Source organism: Bacteroides sp. CACC 737 (genome assembly GCF_013874375.1).
Taxonomy (GTDB): domain Bacteria; phylum Bacteroidota; class Bacteroidia; order Bacteroidales; family Bacteroidaceae; genus Bacteroides; species Bacteroides uniformis.
Window position 1 is genome coordinate 2,546,067 of the sequence record NZ_CP059408.1, and the last position, 21,430, is coordinate 2,567,496.

The 21,430-nt window shown below is 46.7% G+C and carries 16 protein-coding genes; 5 read left to right on the forward strand and 11 right to left on the reverse strand.

The genetic code is table 11. The features are described 5' to 3' along the window. Positions 1–14: 14 nt before the first annotated feature. The 5 genes from H1A11_RS11145 to rpsA form a co-directional block, all read right to left on the reverse strand. Positions 15–380: a hypothetical protein gene (locus H1A11_RS11145; protein ID WP_181757207.1), complete on the reverse strand. Its 366-nt coding sequence runs from the start codon at positions 378–380 to the stop codon at positions 15–17. Positions 381–427: 47 nt separating this feature from the next. Further along, positions 428–982, reverse strand: coding sequence for an RNA polymerase sigma factor (locus H1A11_RS11150; RefSeq protein ID WP_117964178.1), 555 nt, complete (start codon positions 980–982; stop codon positions 428–430). Between the two features lie 135 nt (positions 983–1,117). Beyond that, the gene (locus H1A11_RS11155) at positions 1,118–2,032 is read right to left on the reverse strand and encodes a ribonuclease Z (protein ID WP_117964177.1); all 915 of its coding nucleotides are present in this window, start codon (positions 2,030–2,032) and stop codon (positions 1,118–1,120) included. Between the two features lie 34 nt (positions 2,033–2,066). Further along, positions 2,067–2,858 carry a hypothetical protein gene (locus tag H1A11_RS11160; protein ID WP_117964176.1) on the reverse strand — a complete coding sequence of 264 codons (792 nt, stop codon included), beginning with the start codon at positions 2,856–2,858 and terminating at the stop codon, positions 2,067–2,069. Positions 2,859–3,032: 174 nt separating this feature from the next. Further along, positions 3,033–4,829, reverse strand: a complete 1,797-nt coding sequence (gene rpsA / locus H1A11_RS11165) for a 30S ribosomal protein S1 (RefSeq protein ID WP_005831997.1) — start codon at positions 4,827–4,829, stop codon at positions 3,033–3,035. Positions 4,830–5,025: 196 nt separating this feature from the next. Between rpsA and H1A11_RS11170 the strand changes: the two genes are divergently transcribed. Then, complete coding sequence (locus tag H1A11_RS11170; protein ID WP_117964175.1) at positions 5,026–5,847, forward strand: alpha/beta hydrolase; 822 nt, start codon at positions 5,026–5,028, stop codon at positions 5,845–5,847. A gap of 3 nt (positions 5,848–5,850) precedes the next feature. Here the strand turns inward: H1A11_RS11170 and coaW are convergent, their stop codons facing one another. Both coaW and H1A11_RS11180 read right to left on the reverse strand, forming a co-directional pair. Further along, on the reverse strand, positions 5,851–6,681 hold the full coding sequence (gene coaW, locus H1A11_RS11175) for a type II pantothenate kinase (RefSeq protein WP_117600456.1): 831 nt from the start codon (positions 6,679–6,681) through the stop codon (positions 5,851–5,853). 143 nt (positions 6,682–6,824) lie between these two features. Then, positions 6,825–9,146: a DUF5686 family protein gene (locus H1A11_RS11180; RefSeq protein WP_138345287.1), complete on the reverse strand. Its 2,322-nt coding sequence runs from the start codon at positions 9,144–9,146 to the stop codon at positions 6,825–6,827. 416 nt (positions 9,147–9,562) lie between these two features. Between H1A11_RS11180 and H1A11_RS11185 the strand changes: the two genes are divergently transcribed. Both H1A11_RS11185 and H1A11_RS11190 read left to right on the forward strand, forming a co-directional pair. Continuing rightward, the gene (locus tag H1A11_RS11185) at positions 9,563–11,752 is read left to right on the forward strand and encodes a glutamine synthetase III (RefSeq protein ID WP_181757208.1); all 2,190 of its coding nucleotides are present in this window, start codon (positions 9,563–9,565) and stop codon (positions 11,750–11,752) included. A gap of 185 nt (positions 11,753–11,937) precedes the next feature. Next, on the forward strand, positions 11,938–12,639 hold the full coding sequence (locus tag H1A11_RS11190; RefSeq protein WP_005832010.1) for a Crp/Fnr family transcriptional regulator: 702 nt from the start codon (positions 11,938–11,940) through the stop codon (positions 12,637–12,639). Between the two features lie 90 nt (positions 12,640–12,729). Here H1A11_RS11190 and trxB read toward each other — a convergent pair whose 3' ends face one another. From trxB to H1A11_RS11210, 4 genes are all read right to left on the reverse strand, one after another. Next, positions 12,730–13,680 carry a thioredoxin-disulfide reductase gene (gene trxB, locus H1A11_RS11195; protein ID WP_181757209.1) on the reverse strand — a complete coding sequence of 317 codons (951 nt, stop codon included), beginning with the start codon at positions 13,678–13,680 and terminating at the stop codon, positions 12,730–12,732. Positions 13,681–13,717: 37 nt separating this feature from the next. After that, positions 13,718–14,368, reverse strand: coding sequence for a LolA-like putative outer membrane lipoprotein chaperone (locus H1A11_RS11200; protein WP_181757210.1), 651 nt, complete (start codon positions 14,366–14,368; stop codon positions 13,718–13,720). Positions 14,369–14,371: 3 nt separating this feature from the next. Then, complete coding sequence (locus H1A11_RS11205; protein WP_181757211.1) at positions 14,372–16,876, reverse strand: DNA translocase FtsK; 2,505 nt, start codon at positions 16,874–16,876, stop codon at positions 14,372–14,374. A gap of 271 nt (positions 16,877–17,147) precedes the next feature. Further along, positions 17,148–17,759, reverse strand: a complete 612-nt coding sequence (locus H1A11_RS11210; RefSeq protein WP_181757212.1) for a winged helix-turn-helix transcriptional regulator — start codon at positions 17,757–17,759, stop codon at positions 17,148–17,150. Between the two features lie 177 nt (positions 17,760–17,936). Between H1A11_RS11210 and H1A11_RS11215 the strand changes: the two genes are divergently transcribed. Next, entirely contained in the window at positions 17,937–19,232 is a 1,296-nt protein-coding gene (locus H1A11_RS11215) for a hypothetical protein (RefSeq protein ID WP_255461435.1), read from the forward strand. Between the two features lie 96 nt (positions 19,233–19,328). After that, positions 19,329–21,419, forward strand: coding sequence for a BT4734/BF3469 family protein (locus tag H1A11_RS11220; RefSeq protein WP_181757213.1), 2,091 nt, complete (start codon positions 19,329–19,331; stop codon positions 21,417–21,419). Positions 21,420–21,430: the final 11 nt, after the last annotated feature.

The following is a 21,430-nucleotide window of genomic DNA, read 5'->3' on the forward strand; positions in this document are numbered from 1 at the left end:
TGAGTGTTGTTACCTTATTCTGCATCAGAGTCTGCCAAATAAACATACAATGAATAATCATCCAGCATGGAATTCTCTACGGCCATATTAATATATTCCATTTCTGTTTCCGTATCATCAGCAGCCATACGCTCTACAGATGGAGTATACTCCGAAGAAGCCACGCGGATAATCAATGCCGCACCTATAAATATGGCGGTCATATACAACCAAGGCTTTACCTTCTGCCACATTGTAGGCTCTGTCTGTACAGCAGTGAGTTTTTCTTTTTCGGGAAGCCGGTTCATTACCTCTGAAGTAAGATTCTCAAAGTAGCCGTCAGGAACGCGGAAAGGATTTTCCGTCCCTATCTTTTTCAGTATTTTATCTTCTTCTTTCATAAGCTTTCTCCTTTCTGTTTAATTAGACATTGTTTTGTGGCAAAGGTTTAATATTCCTCACCCAAAAACTTTTCTATTTTCTTCACGGCATGGTGATAAGAAGCCTTCAAGGCACCTACGGAAGTACCGAATATATCAGACATCTCTTCGTATTTCATTTCCTGGTAATACTTCAAATTAAACACCATACGTTGTTTTTCCGGCAAGGCAAGCAAGGCTTTTTGCAAAGCCATCTCTGCTTTATCACCGGAGAAGTAAGGATCACTTTCAAGCTTTTGAAGTGCATCTGCCTCGGGATCATCCAAAGATACTGTGGAAGCAGCCCGTTGTTTGTTCAGAAAAGTGAGGCATTCATTCAAGGCTATGCGATAGAGCCAGGTAGAGAGTTTAGCCTCTGCCCGAAAATAATCTATATTGGTCCATGCCTTAATGAAAGTATTCTGAAGTAAATCATTGGCATCTTCATGAGAGAGGACCATACGACGAATCTGCCAATACAGCTGCTCGCTATATTGGGCAACAATCATCTCAAATCCCCGCTTTTGTGTGCTTTCTTCTTGCAGAAGGGCCAACACTTCGCGTTCATTATAGGAAGGGGTCATAAATTTCTATTCGCATTTGTTATTTTAGACTGCCAAAGATAATGCAAACCGAAAGCAGAACAAAATGAACGAGTTCATTTTTTATGTCGAGGTGCAGTTATCTTCGCACTTGTGCAAAGATACGAAAAGTTTAATTCATACCGATACACAAAGTGTTTCTTTGGCAAGCTGAGTATCCGGAAAAATAGCGGATGCTTCTTGAAGTAAGATATTTTCATCTTCATATCGTGCCGAAAAATGTCCTATCAACAACTTCTTCACCTCAGCCCTCCTGGCTATTTCAGCCGCTTGTGCAGCAGTTGTATGAAATGTTTCTTTAGCACGCGGTGCATCCTCATTCGCAAATGTCGCTTCATGAAAAAGCAAGTCAACTCCTTTTATCTGCTCTACGATAGAAGGAAGATAGATGGTATCCGAGCAATAGGCATAACTGCGGGACGGAGCAGAAGGGCGGGTCAACAAGTTGTTGGAAACAGTTTTTCCCTCCGGTGTCACGTAATCGGCCCCATTCTTTATACGATTCAATTCGTATACCGGCACTTGGTAGAAATCGACCATTTCACGGATAATATGGTTAGGACGCTGCTTTTCTGCAAACAAAAAGCCACAACACGGCATACGATGACGCAAAGGAATGGTAGTAACCGTCAACGAACGGTCTTCATAAATCAGCATCGGTTCTTTCGTATCAAACTCATGGAAAAGGACCTTGTACGTCATCTGTCTATTAAAAAAGTCCAGCATAGGTGTCAGCAATGTTTCCAGCCCTTTTGGAGAATGGATATGCAACTCGGCTGTACGTCCTAAAAGGTTTAGTGTAGAAATCAGTCCCAATAAGCCAAAACAATGGTCTCCATGCAAGTGAGAGATAAAGATATGATTCAAACGTGAAAACTTCAGATGTGATTTACGGAACTGCAACTGTGCCCCTTCCCCACAATCAATCATAAACAGCTTGTCGCGCACGTTCACAATTTGAGACGTAGGGAAATGACGTGTTGTGGGTAAAGCGGAACCACAACCAAGAATATGTAACTCAAACTTTTCCATTCCAAACCTTCCGAACTGATTTCTACTCCTTGATTTATAGAAGAGCCTTTATCTCTGAAATTCCAAAGGATATTTCAAAAGTTTCTCTAGATTTATTCCCTTTATACAGATAGCCCACCCCTTTATCACACTTCACACATACTTCCAAGAACATGCGCAAGGCTGGATCGGAGGAATTCAAAGAGTTCTTCACATTTGCCTTCATCTGTTCTGCATTTTCCTTCAAAGCAGACATCTGTACTACAGATTCGTCAATCGTATAATGATACAGCACCTTATCCGACTCGATTGTCAGTTTATTGAGCAAAGTGGCTTCATCCACCTGCATCGGGCATGATACGTTGGTCATCTTCACTTGCTCTTCCAATTTCTTCTTATCACTGCTTTCAGCAGCTGAACCGCCATTCAATATATCTTTCAAGTCTTGAGTAGTCAGATAACACTCCACTTCGTTACCGGATGTCTTTCCTTTATAGATGAACTTCATACCGGAATCAGTACCGACAACCAAATCCAGCATCTCTTTAATAGCCCCTTGTGGATTACCCAACATAACAGTCACAGCAGACTTCATTGCATCGGGATTCTTTTTCAAAGCATCTATATCGAGGAAACTTTCATTCATAAGCAGCACATATACCACATCCGCCCCATCAAAAGTAATGCTGGATATTTCGCCGGAAGCTCCCATATCCATGGGACATTGTTTGTTGGCAGCCGCGATAGCCAGCTTGAGTTTAGACTTCTGGCCGCATGCGGTTAGTAACATCAGTGACAGGCAAGTGAACAACACCGTCTTCCCTACATTTTTGAACATGTTTTTCATAATAAATGAAAATAAATTATTGAATATTTCTATGATTACAAGAGCAACCACCCTGCAAAGATAAACATTTATGGAAAAACCATCCTTAATTCCATAAAATTCTATTGACAAATCATAAAAAAGAAGGGCACTTGTTTACGCAAGTACCCTTCCTTCATTTATAGAATGGAGTAATTATTTCTTTCCAGCTTCCATCTGTTCCTTCAAGGCAGCCAAAGCATCGATGTCACCCAGAGTAGTAGATGCAGCCTGGTTTTGGATAGCAGGAGCAACGTCTTCTCTCTTACCGGTTGACTTCTTAGTAGCAGCCTTCTTTTCAGCTCTTTCTTCTGCCTTTGCAGCATCTTCAAAGATACGGCTGTGAGAAAGGATAATACGCTTAGCATCCTTATTGAACTCAATTACCTTGAATTCAAGCTTCTCGTCCAACTGAGCTTGTGAGCCGTCTTCCTTAACGAGGTGCTTCGGAGTAGCGAAACCTTCTACACCATAAGGCAGAGCAACTACAGCACCCTTATCCAGCATTTCAATAATAGTACCTTCGTGTACAGAACCTACTGTAAATACAGTTTCAAATACATCCCAAGGATTTTCTTCGAGTTGCTTGTGGCCAAGGCTCAAGCGACGGTTTTCCTTGTCGATTTCCAGAACTTGTACGTCGATGTCTGCACCAATCTGAGTGAATTCAGACGGATGTTTAACCTTCTTCGTCCAAGACAGGTCAGAGATGTGAATCAAGCCGTCAACACCTTCTTCGATTTCAACGAATACACCGAAGTTAGTGAAGTTACGAACTTTTGCAGTGTGCTTGCTGCCGATAGGATACTTCTCTTCGATAGTTTCCCAAGGATCAGACTTCAGCTGTTTGATACCCAAAGACATCTTACGCTCTTCACGGTCCAAAGTCAGGACTACTGCCTCAACTTCGTCACCTACCTTCATGAAGTCCTGTGCAGAACGCAAGTGCTGTGACCAAGACATTTCAGATACGTGAATCAGACCTTCAACACCCGGAGCGATTTCGATGAATGCACCGTAGTCAGCCATAACTACAACTTTACCCTTCACGTGGTCGCCAACTTTCAGGTTAGCATCCAATGCATCCCAAGGATGTGGAGTGAGTTGCTTCAAGCCGAGAGCGATACGCTTCTTCTCATCATCAAAGTCAAGGATAACAACGTTGAGTTTCTGGTCGAGTTCAACCACTTCTTTCGGATCGCTGACACGGCCCCAAGAAAGGTCTGTGATGTGAATCAAACCGTCTACGCCACCCAGGTCGATAAATACACCATAGGAAGTGATATTCTTAACGGTACCTTCGAGAACTTGTCCTTTTTCGAGTTTACCGATGATTTCCTTCTTCTGTTGTTCCAGTTCGGCTTCGATAAGAGCCTTGTGGGAAACAACCACATTCTTGAATTCCTGGTTGATCTTAACAACCTTGAATTCCATTGTTTTGCCAACGAATACATCGTAGTCGCGGATAGGCTTCACGTCGATTTGAGAACCCGGCAAGAAAGCTTCGATGCCGAATACGTCTACAATCATACCACCCTTTGTGCGGCACTTGATGTAACCCTTGATAATTTCTTCGTTTTCCAAAGCTGCGTTTACGCGATCCCAAGAACGGGTAGCACGAGCTTTACGGTGAGACAGAACGAGCTGTCCTTTCTTGTCTTCCTGATTTTCGATGTATACCTCAACAGTATCACCAACCTTCAGTTCAGGATTGTAACGGAATTCACTCATCGGAATGATACCGTCTGATTTGTAACCGATGTTCACAACTACTTCACGCTTGTTCATTGCGATTACGGTTCCATCAACTACCTCGCGGTCGTTAACCTTGTTCAACGTATTGTCATACGCCTTTTCCAGTTCTTCGTGGCTTGCACTGGCTACTGATTCGCCGTTCTCATAAGCATCCCAGTTGAAGTCTTCAATAGGAGCTACATTCTTTAAATTTTCCATTAATAAATAAATTGTTTAACTCGTTAATTAAGTGAGACTTTATGTTGACTCATTGTAAATCGGGCGCAAAGATAGAAGTATTTTCTTGAACTACAAAACAAAAAGCATTCAAAACAGCAGTGGAATAATCAATTAAAGAACAAAAAAAATGTTACCTTTGCATCGTTTCATTTATACATAATCTCAATAATTTATCATGAAAAAGATAATCGCATGCATTTCCATCATTTGCTATACATTATTATGTTATAGCCAAAATCAGACAACGGACAACAACTACCGTACACAAAAGAACATTTCCTATCTTCATCCTGGCGAAAAGGACAGCTATAAGCTGGAGCGTTGTAAGCTCGACATCCATTATCCTACAGATAAAAAAGGATTTGCAACCCTTGTCTGGTTTCACGGTGGAGGACTGGAAGTCGGAGAGAAACATTTCCCGAAGGAGTTCTTGAATCAAGGCTACGCCGTGATAGCCGTAAACTACCGACTCAGCCCGCGTGCCCAAAATCCTGCCTACACGGAAGATGCCGCAGAGGCCGTTGCTTGGACTTTCGAGAACATAGAAGAATTCGGAGGAGATAAAGATAAAATATACATAGCCGGTCATTCAGCCGGTGGTTATCTCTGTCTGATGCTCAATCTGGACAAGAGTTACCTGGCAAAGTGGAATATTGACGCCAACAGCCTGGCAGGTGCTTTCCCCATCAGCGGACAGACTACTACCCACTACACCATCCGCAAAGAACGCGGGCTGCCTTCCGACACTCCGATTATAGATAAATATGCTCCTTCCAATAACGTAAGAAAGGACGCTTCACCCATGATACTTATCACTGGCGACAAAGAGTTGGAGATGCTGGCACGCTATGAGGAAAACGCTCATTTATATGCCCTCCTCAAAGCACTGGGACAAAAAACCACCCTCTATCAGATGGAGGGATTTGACCACGGTACGGTGGCCGCTCCCGCATGTACCTTGATAAACAGCTATATGAAGAAGGCAAGCAAGAAGTAACCACTACCCTTGCCTTTCTTTTACGTATGCCAATGCCGCTCCTATTGCTGTTCTATATTCAGCATAGGGCGGTATATGAAAATGTACATGATAGATGGCTTCCATTTTAGAAAATACCTCCCGGCACTGAGGCAGTTGGGTAAGATTCCCTATCAGAACGAAATCCTTGATAGGACTATTCAAAGCTGACAGTACAGCAGCTCCTCCAATGGTTTGAAGCACCGTATAAATTATACCGCAGGCAATATCTTCTTGAGAAGCATTGCTATCTGCTTTCCCGAAAAGAGAGGCGGTAGCACTCACAGGCAAGTCAGGCAAAGCAGTGTTGCAAATATCACCTATCTGCAAGTTGACACGAGTTACATCCCCTTTCTCAGCCAACTCGGACACTTGATGAATATCATGAGTTTTCAACAGCAACCTTGATAGTCCCTGCAAGGTACCTCCACCAATCCCCAAGCCGCCAATATGCTGCACCTTGTCGCCGTCAATTTTCACAAAAGAAGTGCCGGTACCCATGCTGACTACAATCAGTTGGTCTATATCCGTTGCATGTCTGGCTCCCAAACCATTGGCAATAAACTCATCCGTTTTGCGAGTAGGCAGTCCATATAGAGGGCTGTTGACAAATGCGCTTCCCACTCCCGTTAGCATCACCTGCTCCACATCGACCAGCTGTATACCATTGTCATAAATATACTTACCGAATGCTCCGAATAAGGAAGTCACCGGGTCGGTAGCCGTAATAAACATTGGAGACTGTATCTGTTCTCCATTAATTCCAACGATTTTCGTGGTACTTCCACCCACATCTATTCCTATTACTATACCCATAGCTCCAAGTAATTTGCAGCAAAGTTACAAAAGAATCAATAATTGACAATTGATTAATGTGTCAATATGCTAATTGGCTGCGATATGTTTATGCTGTGCCATCACGCCGCAGGTCATTGACACATTATCACATTGGCACATTACTATCGGTTAAACAGCTCGAAGGTGAATTTGCAACCAATTTCCTGATACTTCCAGTTTGCAAAGCTGGCAAACAAGCCAAAATCAAAAATATGCGTACCAATGCCATACCCTACTTCCAGATAAGGTTTCAAGTGAGGTACTACCAGTGCATTCAGATACAGACGTTCGTTCAAGACATACTGGGTATATTTCATCAAATGGCGAAGCAGAAGGAAAGGCGCTTCGTATGTAAGGTGTCCACGGATATATTTGCGGGAAGAGTTATACCAACGCCCATCAAGCAATTGGAACACCCCGCCAATATCATCGCTCCAACCCATAGGCAGATTGGAGCGTCGCAAATTGGCAAAGTCCACAAAGTACAGTTCTTTCTGATTGGTGAACTCTCCCCAGCCAAAGCGCCAATAAATATCGCGCATCAATCCCAAAGAAACCTGATGCTGCAAATCGACCTCCACACGCTCGTACGAACCGCTGCTCTGCAATACTCCGCTGATGCCCCGTTCCCAATCCACCGAGATGGAAGGGTATTTGGAGTGAAGGTTCACCTTACGGTCACCATTCATATAGTAATATTGTCCCGGAGTCCAAGACAAACGGACACGGGGGGCAAAACTGTTATAAGTATGCCGAAACTTATTCAGGACATTGGGGTCGAAATTCGGAAAGAACGACGAGCCGCCGGAACCTACGTTTGTTACAGATTTTACCGATGGCATACTCGGATAGTTAAGTTCAAACCGGGAACGGTTCACTTCCGTACGTCTATGCATGGATATACCCACTTCCAGCGACAAGCCGTTCACTATCTCCCAGCTATGGCGCAGATTCAGATACAAGTCCTTGAAATAATCCAGATGTATCTGGTTGAAATCAAAGATACTGTCGGGAATAGCTTTCAAGTCATCCAGCACATCACTACTATAAATCCGGTTACCATTACCAAATTCCAGATGAAATGCCGCACGCTTACGAGGCCAATAATCAAAATCAGACTTCACCCTCCAGTAAAATTCTTTCTCTTTAAAATTATAACCTATCCGGGGAACGATTCGCAGCAGGCGGTCGCCCCTGAATATACGGTTGTACTTGAATTCCTGCCGATACGAAATTCCATGTTTGCCGCTATAACTCAAAAGAAAAGGATTAATCAACGGCGAACAGCGTACACTTCCCAATTTATCAAGGTCTACTGTGTAGCGACTAATCAGAGCATCCCCAATCTGTCCCCAGAATTCCAGATTCTTATTGACCGGCTTCTTTTTCCGGATGAGTGTATCCCGACGCAAGAAAAAATCCTGATACAATGTTTCCTCGTGCGGGGTCAACGGAATGGGACGTAAAGTTTTAAAGTAGGCAGTATCACGCCGAAAAGCATTCGTATCCGTACGCAACGTGTATGAATCTGACAAGTCATATTTACTTTTCTTCACCGACTTCCGTATATCACTTCCAGGAGCTTTCTGAATGATGTTCTTATAATCGAGTACAGCTTCATAAGTACCATCTACCACATTTCCCAAAAAACGGAACGTTGCATCCACATCATACTGCAACGGAAGAAATTCGTCCGAATCGCCCACATTACCCATCTTCACCAGATTATTGAACCGCACCATCTCATTACGTCCGGAAAAACGCATCTCGCGTACACTCCACACGTTATCACTCACAATCAGATAACCGCCCACCAGCTGAAAGCTTTTGCTTTTCGGCATAAAACGGATTTTATACTGGCGAGCATGCCGTTCCCCCATCACCGTATCAATCCGATAAGTATAATATTTTTTGGCATTGGGTGCTAAAGGAGAGAGTAGTTTGTCATATAATAGGGTAGAAGAATAGATATTGATGTGAAAATATTCCGGCAATCGTCCGTCCATTTCCCAAAACTCGGAAGCAGTGCCGACACTTGCCTTTACCTTCTGGTCATAGATGTCGGGAGCAGTAAAATGCAAATCGCTATAAGTTTCCATCATATATTCCCGCACCCCTTTTTTGGGCCGGAACATGGAAGGGATGTAGCGGAGAATATGATTCTTCTTACGGATATTCACCCAGCCCTTTATGTAAAGCTCAGCCTTGTAACTTTCAATAATACGTTCATAAAGGGGGGCAAAGAAGATGACTTTCTCCATGATGGAGTCTGCGGAACTCACATGTTTGTCAACCGGATAAGATACACGCTCCGCCCCTGCCTTCTGTACAAAAGAAAACAAGAAGCAAATCCAAATCCATATAAACAACAAACGTTTCAACCGCAATTTCTCCTTATAGAATCGGGACAAATATACGGAAGAATTCGTGTAATGCAAAAACATGTTCCATAAAGAAGCAGGGATGACACTTGTGACACCCTTTATTATAAAACATATGTTACGCGCGAGAGACAATAATACACAAGCACACATAGTTTGTGCAAGATAAATACGAACCTATATAAATTGTTATAAAAAGGGCGCCACAAGTGTCATGTACAGAATGATTCGTAATTGTGACGCATGAAAATTACTAATCACGACGCACTAAGATTACTAATCGTGATGCGGAAAGATTACTAATCATGGCATGGAACAAACGTAAGCTTTGAGTCGTTTTTCCATAACAAGCAAACTTTTTCAGGGGGTATATCCTCAAAAAACACTAATATTTTCAAGAATACCCCCTAAAAAAGAGGGGGTGGTTCAAAAAAAACATGTATTTTTGCGCCCAACAACCAATAAAAGGAAAGACTTATATGTCAAAAATGCGATTTTTTGCTTTGCAAGAACTTGCCAATCGGCAACCTCTTGAAGTGACCACCCCTTCAAACAAACTGTCCGACTACTACGGCAGCCATGTCTTCGACCGTAAGAAAATGCAGGAATACCTGCCTCGGGAAGCCTACAAAGCCGTAACCGATGCTATCGAGAAAAGCATTCCCATCAACCGCGAAATGGCAGATTTGATAGCCAACGGTATGAAAAGCTGGGCAAAGTCCCTCAACGTCACCCACTACACGCACTGGTTCCAACCTCTGACGGACGGAACAGCCGAAAAGCATGACGGCTTTATCGAATTCGGCGAAGGAACAGAAGTGATTGAACGTTTTTCCGGCAAACTGCTCATCCAGCAGGAACCGGATGCATCCTCTTTCCCCAACGGAGGTATCAGAAACACATTCGAGGCACGCGGATATACAGCCTGGGATGTTTCCTCACCCGCTTTTGTGGTAGATACTACGCTCTGTATCCCCACCATCTTCATCTCTTATACCGGCGAAGCACTCGACTATAAGACTCCACTGCTCAAAGCCCTGGCTGCTGTAGACAAGGCAGCGACAGACGTATGCCAGTTGTTCGACAAGAATATCACACGCGTTTATACCAACTTAGGCTGGGAACAAGAGTATTTTCTCGTTGACTCGGCACTGTACAATGCCCGTCCGGACCTTTGTCTGACCGGACGCACCCTGATGGGACACTCTTCGGCCAAAGACCAGCAACTGGAGGACCACTATTTCGGCTCCATTCCCCCACGCGTCACAGCCTTCATGAAGGAACTGGAAATTGAATGCCACAAGCTGGGCATTCCGGTCAAGACACGCCATAATGAAGTAGCTCCCAACCAGTTTGAACTGGCACCTATCTTTGAGAATGCCAACCTTGCCAACGACCACAACCAGCTTGTAATGGATTTGATGAAACGCATTGCCCGCAAGCATCACTTCGCCGTACTGCTTCACGAGAAACCCTACAACGGCGTAAATGGTTCCGGTAAACATAACAACTGGTCACTCTGCACCGATACAGGTGTCAACCTCTTTGCACCGGGCAAGAATCCGAAAGGAAACATGCTGTTCCTCACCTTCCTGGTGAACGTGCTGATGATGGTGTATAAAAACCAAAACCTGCTGCGGGCTTCCATCATGAGCGCCGGAAACAGCCATCGCCTGGGAGCCAACGAAGCACCTCCCGCCATTCTGTCCATCTTTCTGGGCAAACAGTTATCTTCCATCCTCGACGAGATAGCCCGCCAGATAAGCAACAGCAAGATGACGTCGGAAGAAAAAACGACACTGAAATTAGGCATCGGACGTATTCCTGAAATATTACTGGATACCACCGACCGCAACCGCACTTCCCCATTCGCCTTTACAGGTAACCGTTTTGAGTTCCGTGCCGCAGGTTCATCCGCCAACTGTGCTGCTGCCATGATTGCCATCAATGCAGCTATGGCCAACCAGCTGAACGAGTTCAAAGTTTCCATCGACAAACTGATGGAAGAAGGAGTCGGCAAGGATGAAGCCATCTTCCGCATTCTGAAAGAAACCATCCTTGCTTCCGAACCTATCCGCTTTGAGGGCGACGGCTACTCCGAACAATGGAAACAAGAAGCCGCCCGCCGTGGTCTGACCAATATCTGCCACGTTCCCGAAGCCTTGATGCACTATATGGACAACCAGTCCCGTTCCGTACTCATCGGCGAACGTATCTTTAACGAAACGGAGCTTGCCTGCCGCCTGGAAGTGGAACTGGAGAAATACACCATGAAGGTACAGATAGAAAGCCGTGTACTGGGCGACCTTGCCATCAACCACATCGTACCGACTGCCGTTATCTACCAAAACCGTCTGTTGGAAAATCTCCGTGGCCTGCGCGAGACCTTCTCTCCCGAAGAATACGAAATCCTCAGTGCCGACCGGAAAGAGCTTGTACGCGAAATTTCCAAGCGCGTAACCGCCATCAAGGTACAAGTACGCGAAATGACCGAAGCCCGCAAAGTGGCCAATCACATGGATAACTACAAAGACAAGGCTTTCGCTTACGAAGAAACCGTACGTCCTTATCTGGAAAGCATCCGTGATCACATCGACCACCTCGAGATGGAAATTGATGATGAAATCTGGCCGCTTCCGAAGTATAGGGAGTTGCTGTTCACAAAATAATGTGGCAATATGCCAATGTGCTAATGACCTGCGGCGTGAGAACACAGCATAAGCATAGCGCAGCCAATTAGCACATTGGCATATTGCCACATTAGCACATTGACATACATCTTTTTGTCACATTTGTGCAATATTTAATTTTTTCTTTTTACATTTGTGCTGTATAACACAGTTTTGCAGCAGTTATGGTAAAAGTAAACTTATCTGATATTAATGTTCCGGAGTTGATTGCAGATATATGGTCTCCCCTGAATGACGAACAACGGGAATTCCTCGCCAACCACTTCACACTCCAGAACTACAAAAAAAACGAAGTCATCCATTGCGAAGGCGAGACACCTACGCACTTGATGTGTCTGCTGAGTGGAAAGGTAAAAATCTATAAAGACGGAGTCGGTGGTAGAAGCCAGATTATCCGTATGATTAAACCTGTCGAATATTTCGGTTACCGCCCTTACTTTGCAAAAACAGACTATGTCACGGCAGCATCTGCATTCGAGCCGTCTCTTGTTTGCCAAATCCCCATGACTGCCTTGATGACTCTGCTCACACAAAACAACGACCTTGCCATGTTCTTCATCAAGCAATTGTCCGTTGACTTGGGCATTGCCGATGAACGTACCGTAAACCTGACGCAGAAACATATCCGCGGAAGACTCGCAGAATCCCTGCTGTTCCTCAAAGAAAGTTATGGTTTGGAGGAAGACGGCTCCACCTTGAGTATCTATCTCTCGCGTGAAGATCTGGCCAATTTGTCAAACATGACCACTTCCAACGCCATACGTACGCTGTCACAGTTTGCCACAGAACGGTTAATCACCATCGACGGGCGTAAAATCAAAATCATAGACGAAGAAAAGCTGAAGAAAATCAGCAAGATAGGATAAGGAATAAGTGACAAGGGATAAGCGATTAGGGGTTAGGGATTAGCATAATAAAAACACATTGTTGCCATCCTAATCCCTAATCGCTAATCACTAAATCAGTCCTTTCGCAGACAAGTATCTTTCCGCTTCAATGGCTGCCTGGCAACCGGTTCCGGCAGCGGTGATGGCTTGACGATAGTGAGGATCAGCAACGTCTCCGGCAGCGAATACGCCCGGCACTTTCGTACGCGGTGTTCCCGGCTCGGTGACGATATAACCTACTTCGTCCGTATCTACATAAGGTTTGAAAATATCAGAGTTGGGTTTATGGCCGATAGCCAGGAAGAAACCGTCAATAGCCACATCATAGCGCTTCTCATCAGGTTCACCCATACGCTGTACCAAATGCACCCCTTCCACACCGTTTTCTCCAAACAAGCCTACGGCATTATGTTCGAACAGTACTTCAATCTTGTCATGCTTCATCACACGCTCCTGCATAATCTTGGAAGCGCGAAGATAAGGTTTGCGGACAATCAGATAAACCTTGGCAGCCAGTCCGGCAAGGTAAACGGCTTCCTCGCAGGCAGTATCTCCACCCCCTACAACAGCTACCGTTTTCTTGCGGTAGAAGAAACCGTCACAAGTGGCACAAGCGCTGACACCCATCCCCGCATATTTCTTTTCATCCTCCAGTCCCAGATACTTCGCTGCGGCACCCGTAGCAATAATCAGCGTTTCAGCCTCAATCACCTTTTCGTCATCAATTGTAATCTTGTAAGGTGCTTCAGCAAGATTGGCGGCAGTAGCGACTCCATAACGCAAATCTGCACCAAAACGTTCGGCTTGCTTCCGCAGGTCTTCCATTAATTCCGGACCTCCGATACCTTGGGGATAACCGGGGAAATTCTCCACATCAGTAGTGGTTGTCAACTGGCCACCGGGCTGCAATCCTGCATAAAGCACCGGTGAAAGATTGGCACGGCCTGCATAAATAGCGGCAGTATAGCCGGCAGGACCCGAACCGATAATCAGACATTTTACTTTTTCTGTTTCCATCATTATATTATTTACTATTTGACTATTTACAATTTACTATTTAGCGCATGTCGATGACTTCAGCTGTGGGATAGGCTTTTTTGTCAAAGACAAAAAAACTATCCGGATAGGATTGTCCTGTCTGGTAGCTATCAATAAGGATAGTAGTCATATACTTACTTCCTCGTGGTGCCAAGTGCACTTGATGCAGACGATACGTATCCTTTGTCACAAACAGATAGACACTTTCAGGGTCTTTCCTCTTGTCGGCAGCAGTCATGGTGATGTAATAAACAGACTTGTCCTGCTTACCACCGACACTGCTCAACTTCAATTTGTATCCCTGCTTGTAGAGGGACAACCAAGCATACGGATTAAGAGTCTGCAATTCCTCCTGTGTAGGTTCCGATACATTCACCTCATCTGCCGAAGCCACATAGCTCCACTGCGTATGTCCGTCAAACCAAGTCTTCATTCCCTCGGTCTCAACCACAAACTTCTCACCTTCCAGATAGAGAACTCCCGCATAAGAGCCCTGTTGTTCGTTCACGGTAAACGCCAGCTTCACCCCTCCCGCTTTCCGAAAGGCTTCGGCTGTACGCTCCAATATATTCTTGGCATCCGGTTGCTGTGCCGACATCGGCACAGCAAACAACAACAATAGCATGCCAAGTAAAAGCTTATCAAGTTTCATCATTCTATAAACAACCATTCCTTATTGCAAATTGTTTAACCGCATTTCCAGGTCGTTCTCATCTATACAGAACACCTCACGCGCCTTGCTGCCTTGCGCCGGTCCCACAATCCCCGCTTTCTCCAACTGGTCCATGATGCGGCCGGCACGATTATAACCGATGGCAAACTTACGCTGAATGAGCGACGTAGAACCCTGCTGGTGAATAACGACGAGACGGGCTGCATCCTCGAACAAAGGATCGAGACGTCCCATATCCACATCCCCCAAATCACCTCCTGCATTTTCATCCACATATTCGGGCAGATAGAAAGCAGTGGGGTAACTCTGCTGGCGGGCGATGAACTTCGTAATCTCCGCCACTTCGGGCGTATCGATAAAGGCACACTGCACACGCACCGGGTCAGCTCCCTGCAGGAATAACATATCACCGCGGCCTATCAGCTGGTTGGCTCCCGGACGGTCGAGGATGGTACGCGAATCGACCATTGCCGATACACGGAAGGCGATACGCGCCGGGAAGTTGGCTTTAATCGTACCCGTAATGATGTTTGTTGTCGGTCGCTGTGTAGCGATAATCATATGTATACCCACAGCACGCGCCAACTGGGCGATACGTGCGATGGGCAGTTCCACATCCTTACCGGCTGTCATAATCAAGTCACCGAACTCGTCGATAACGACTACGATGTAAGGCATGAACTTATGCCCCTTTTCCGGATTCAGACGACGGTTGATGAACTTCTCGTTATACTCCTTGATATTGCGCACATGGGCAGCTTTCAGCAAGTCATAGCGAGTATCCATCTCCACACAGATGGAGTTCAAAGTCTGCACCACCTTCGTGACGTCCGTAATGATGGCATCTTCCCCGTCGGGTAATTTCGCGAGGAAGTGATGCTCAATCACGGAGTAGATGCTGAATTCTACTTTTTTGGGGTCTACCAGCACAAACTTCAGCTCTGCCGGATGCTTCTTATATAATAAGGAGGTGATGATGGCATTCAACCCCACGGACTTACCCTGACCGGTAGCACCGGCAACGAGCACGTGCGGCATCTTGCACAAATCCACCATAAACACTTCATTCGTAATCGTTTTACCCAGTGCGATGGGCAAGTCGTAAGTAGACTCCTGGAACTTCTTGCTACCGATAATGCTCTGACCGGACACAATCTTCGGATTGGAGTTGGGCACTTCAATACCAATCGTACCCTTTCCCGGAATGGGAGCGATGATACGGATGCCGAGCGCCGAAAGGCTGAGGGCAATATCATCTTCCAGACCGCGTATCTTCGAAATACGGACGCCCTGCTCGGGAGTGATTTCATACAGTGTCACCGTAGGACCTACCGTCGCCTTAATGGTACTGATTTCTATACCGAAACTACGCAGAGTATTGATAATCTTATCCTTGTTCGCGTTCTGCTCTACCATGTCAATGGTCGGACCATTGTCATCGTAATGCTTCATCAAGTCTATTGTGGGGTAATGATAGTTTTCCAAATCCAGACGGGGATTGTACGGCTCCTTCTCCGTTCCCACATACTCCTCCTCTTCAGCCTTCTCAACCTGGAATGCCGGCTCCTTCTCTACCGGCTGTTCCCGAAAAGGGGGTACCGGCTCCGGTACAGGAGTCTCAAAAGTCATGGTAACATCCTCATCCGCAGACTTGGCAGGCTTTATCTTTCCATCACTTCCACCCAAGTCAAGGGTGATTTCATTCAGCGATTCGGGCTCTTCTTCCTCTGTGGCAATCTCCTCCTCCTTTTCAAGAACCTTTTCCGGCTCCGCAGCTTCCGGTGTCGGAGCAGCCGCCTTTTCCTTTGCACCCCAAGAGGTCTTGAACTCTTCCGGCGTTTCACCCTGCACACTTTCCGCCTTCTCCTTACGCTTCAAGAAGCTGAGACTGAACAATCTGCGCAACCAGATGACAGTCCGTGCACTCAGATAGATGAGGAAGCAGATGGCAGTTACCAACAATAGCAGCCATACTCCCGGCACACCGACTTGAGACACAAGCCAGTTGCTGACATTGTATCCGTGCATACCGCCCAGATAGAGGAAAGAGTCCTTGTACTGGTCTACAAACACAAAACCGAAAAATACCGAGAACCACACCAGCATCAACGAACAGCCGATGAACCACTTCCACAAACGCACCACACGCACCCGCATCAGCTTCAATCCCGCCACAGCCAGGAACACGAGAATCAGGAAAGACGATACGCCGAAACAATCATTTATCAGATAGCTGGCCAACTGCGCACCGCGGCTACCGGCGTAGTTCTTCACCCCATTATTGGTGGAAATCAGCTCCTGCGCACTGCCTCCGTCAATGATGCTCTGGTCTGCCGCTCCCGTGAAAAAGAACGACGAAAAGGCGAGCAACAAATAAACCGAAAAGATTACCAGTACCAAGCCGATAACGAAATGAACAGTTTCACTTCTAAATAACGCTGCCACTTTCCCAAAAAACGAGAGTGACAGCTCCGTATCTTTAGCTGTTGAATTTTTCTTTGCCATATTTTTTAAATAACTATTGAGAATTGATTGCAAAAATAATAAAAACTATCCTTCTGCCGCGTTGTTTTCATTCTTTAATTTCTCGTCTGCCGATTATAGGTATTCCTAATCTACAACTGTAGTTTTATCGCATGTTTTACTTACATGCTTGCATGAAATGATATAGCGCACTAATTTACAACAGATTGTGCCATGCAAGCAGACCTCATGCAAGCATGTAGGCAGATTTTGCCTACATGACGCAATCCATGCAAGCCCTATACGCATCAACCTACTCTTTTTCCTTCAAAAAATAAATCGGCTGTTTCTGCAACCCTTTGTTCACCAACACATTCTCCTCACAAAGACGACGAATCTGCCGCGTCGCAGTCGTGCGGGTCATGCCGCAAATCGACTGTACAACACTGCGGGTGATGAACTCATTTTTACGTAAATATTCCACCACTTTTTGCTTCACCTCATCATCCGTCAGCCTCTTTTTCGTGAGATTCCGCAATTTCAGCGGCTTTACCTTCAATACTCCTATCTCACTGCGCAGCGCCTTGTCCGGTCTGAAAGTAACATTTTTCAACTTTACCTTAGTACTTTTCCGCTTTGTCTCCAGTGTCACCGGTTCCGTGCAGGTCAGCGTGGGAACAAAGTAACCGATGCCGTCCAAATGTACCTGCCTGCCCTCCCCCAGCTCGCGTCCCACAAAATGCGACAAAGCATCGAGTACCGCCAGTACATCCGTCTCGGTCAGCGAGCAGTATTCTTGTATATGCCTGCGCAGCTCATCGGTCGTCGTGGAGCCGTTCAGTTTAATCCGGGGATGCAGGGTCAGCTCTTCCCCTTGTTTATCCTTCGTTTTCGGGTTTTCGTACCAATCAAATAAAATTGCCATATTCTTTCCTCCATTTTTAGATTCATTTCTGTTGCTGTCTGCAGGTTTCGCTCATGCAAAGTACCGGCTTTCATTAGGCAGAGCATAGGTCTTCCTTACGCAAAGAAGCGTTCTTCCTTCTGCTGAAAGCTTATCAACAAAAGATGCGCACAGCTGTGGTTCACCTTCTTCATATTTGTGATACACCTTCTTCACAACTATGAGAAAGACATTCCACTGCTGTGCGCAACTACAAACTACAGAGGCAAAGATTTGGAGATATTCCGTGACCGGCTCAATGAAAATGGACTACAGGACCAGATTGACGCATTCCATCAGGCCACCGGCCGGTTTGCCGTCGAATGCTACAAGGCTGATATTGAATACGGCCTGCGCACTGCCGGTTTAGGCGGATTCCAGATGCTCGACCTTCAAGACTTTCCCGGACAAGGCTCGGCACTGGTAGGCATTCTGGATGCTTTCATGGACAGCAAAGGCATTGTCACTCCCGAAACATTCCGCGGCTTTTGTGCTCCGGTGGTACCGCTGGCGCTTATGGACACCTACTGTTACAGCAACAAAGAAGAGCTGAACATAGGCCTCGCCCTGACAAATTACGAAGAGCAACCATGGGCTGATGCATTATGCTGGCGTCTGGAAAGCTTGAGCGACGGCGTAACTTTTATTCGCGAAGGCAAAGTCCCCGCCCATGTAGAGCAAGGAAAAGTGATGCAGGTGGGCGAGTTGAAAAGCACCCTTACCGAAATAGACAAGCCTGCCCAATTACGACTGACACTGACCACCGGGAATTATCATAACTATTATAACTTATGGGTATACCCCGACCGGACACCGGAAAGCGAAGCGGACATCTTCATCTGTCAATCCTTGGATAACAAGGCACGAAAGATACTGAGCCAAGGAGGAAAGATACTGCTTATACCCGACCACAAAGCCATTGAAGAACAGAGTGTAGGCGGACTTTTTACTCCTGACTACTGGAACTATGCCATGTTCAAAAGCATTTCGGAAAACGCCGGCCGCGAAGTTTCGCCGGGCACCCTCTCCTTGCTGATGGACGAGAAACATCCCTTGTTCCGGCAGTTCCCCACCGAGTGCCATAGCAACTGGCAATGGTGGAGCATCGTACGCCATGCCCGCCCCTTTATTCTGAATGCTACGCGTCACGAATACAAGCCGCTTATCCAAGTAGTAGACAATGTGGAACGGAACCACAAGTTAGGCTTGCTGTTCGAATTTGCCGTAGACAACGGTAAGGTATTGGTTTGTATGAGCAATCTCGAAGCAATTCGCCACACTCCGGAAGGAGGTCAGCTGCGCAATGCCATTTTAAGCTATATGAAGTCGGCTGAGTTCTCTCCCACCGAGACGCTGACCTCACAGCAGTTGCAGCACATATTAACAACCGAGGTGAAGAAGCAAGACATTGTCGGCGTGAAAAACCAGTCGGATTACGACGTACAGCCAGAATAAAAAATAAGTATGAGAAGTTTCATCATAATTCCACTTTTCCTCGGCTGTCCCGTCATTTTTCAGTAGCTTTGCAAACTTTAATACAGCAAGCAACTCATGAAACTTACCCTTATACGCACCGCTCGTGAAACCGGCAAAGAGACATTCAGCACATGGCCCAGCGACACCTTGATGGAGAAGATGAAAACCGAGAACAAAGCCGGACACATATCCGCCTTGCGCAGCCTCATTCCCCACATCACCGGAAGCAACGGACACTACCCCTGCATAGACAAACTGCCACGCATCTGCCCTGCCGCAGAATATGCCCGCAGCAAAGAGGGGGAAAGATACCTGAAAACCTATAACGGACTGGTACAGATTGAAGTCAACCACCTGGCCAATGCCGTGGAAGTGGAGCAAGTAAAGCACCAGGCGGCCCTGCTGCCGCAAACTTTTGCCGCCTTTTGCGGAAGCAGCGGACGAAGCGTAAAAATATGGGTACTGTTTGCCACCCCCGACGGTTCGCGCCCCAGGCAGGAAGAAAAAATCAGGCTGTTTCATACCGCTGCCTACCGGCTCGCCGTAAACTGTTACCAGCCCCTGCTCCCCTACCCCGTCACGCTGAAAGAACCTGCCGTGGAGCAAAGCTGCCGCATGACGCTCGATGACCGTCCCTATTACAATCCGTCTGCCGTCCCTTTCTGTCTGGAACAGCCTTTGTCCGTGCCCGACGAGCCCACCTTCGGCCAACGGAAACAGACCGAAGCAAACCCGCTGATGCGTATTGCCCCCGGCTATCCGGCCTCCCAAACCTTCTCCATCCTCTTCGAAGCCGCCCTGAACCGTACCTTCGAAGAGCTGGAAAACTGGAAACGGGGCGATGACCTACGCCCCCTGCTCTACCTGCTTGCAGGGCATTGCTACAAAGCCGGCATTCCCGAAGAAGAGGCAGTACGCCAAGTCATGATGCACTACTACCGCGAAGCGGATGAACAGCTGGTGCGCATGACCCTGCACAACCTCTACCGCGAATGCAAAGGCTTCGGCACCCGCAGCAGCATGACCCGCGACCAAATCACCGCCTTCCGCCTGGAAGAATTCATGAACAGACGCTATGAGTTCCGCTGGAACACCGTGCTGGGAGAATTGGAATTCCGCCAACGGGACTCCATACACTTCCACTTCCGCCCTGCCGACCAGCGGGTAAGAAGCAGTATCGGACAGAATGCCCTGAAAGAAGGAATCAGCGTATGGGACAGAGATGTGGCACGCTACCTCAACTCGGACGCCATTCCCTTGTACAACCCCGTCGAAGAATATCTGAACAGCACCGGACATTGGGACGGCAAGGACCGTATCCGCGCATTGGCCGACCTCGTCCCCTGCAACAATCCGTACTGGCGGGAACTCTTCTACCGCTGGTTTCTCAGCATGACGGCGCACTGGCAAAACATCGACCGCCAGCATGGAAACAACACGTCTCCCCTGCTGGTCGGGGCCCAAGGCTATCGTAAAAGTACCTTCTGCCGCATCCTGCTGCCACCCGAACTGCGCTTCGGCTATACCGACAGTATCGACTTCAAAAGCAAGCAGGACGCAGAGCGGAGCCTCGGCCGCTTTTTCCTGATAAACATCGACGAATTCGACCAAATCAGCGTCAATCAGCAAGGTTTTCTAAAGCATCTGCTGCAGAAACCCGTGGCAAACCTGCGCAAGCCTTACGGCACCGCCATCCAGGAAATAAGACGCTACGCCTCCTTTATAGCCACCAGCAACCAGAAAGACCTGCTGACAGACCCCAGCGGCAGCCGCCGTTTCATCTGCATCGAAGTCACCGGCCCCATCCATACCAATGTCACCATCAACTACCGGCAACTCTACGCACAAGCCATGGATACCATAGCCAAAGGTGAACGCTACTGGCTGGACGATTCCGACGAAGCCATCTTGAAACAGACCAACCGGGAGTTTGAACAGCCCACACCGTTGGAACAGCTCTTCCTCTGCCACTTCCATCCCGCCGAAAATGAAGAGGAAGGAGACTGGATGACCCCTATGGAGATTCTCTCCTTCTTGCAAACCAAGACCAAAGACCGGCTGTCCATCAATAAAGTGGCTCTGTTCGGACGTGCACTCCACAAACTGGGCATCAGCAGCCGCCGGAAGACAAGAGGAACAGAATATCATGTAGTGAAAAAAGAATAATCCTGCCAATT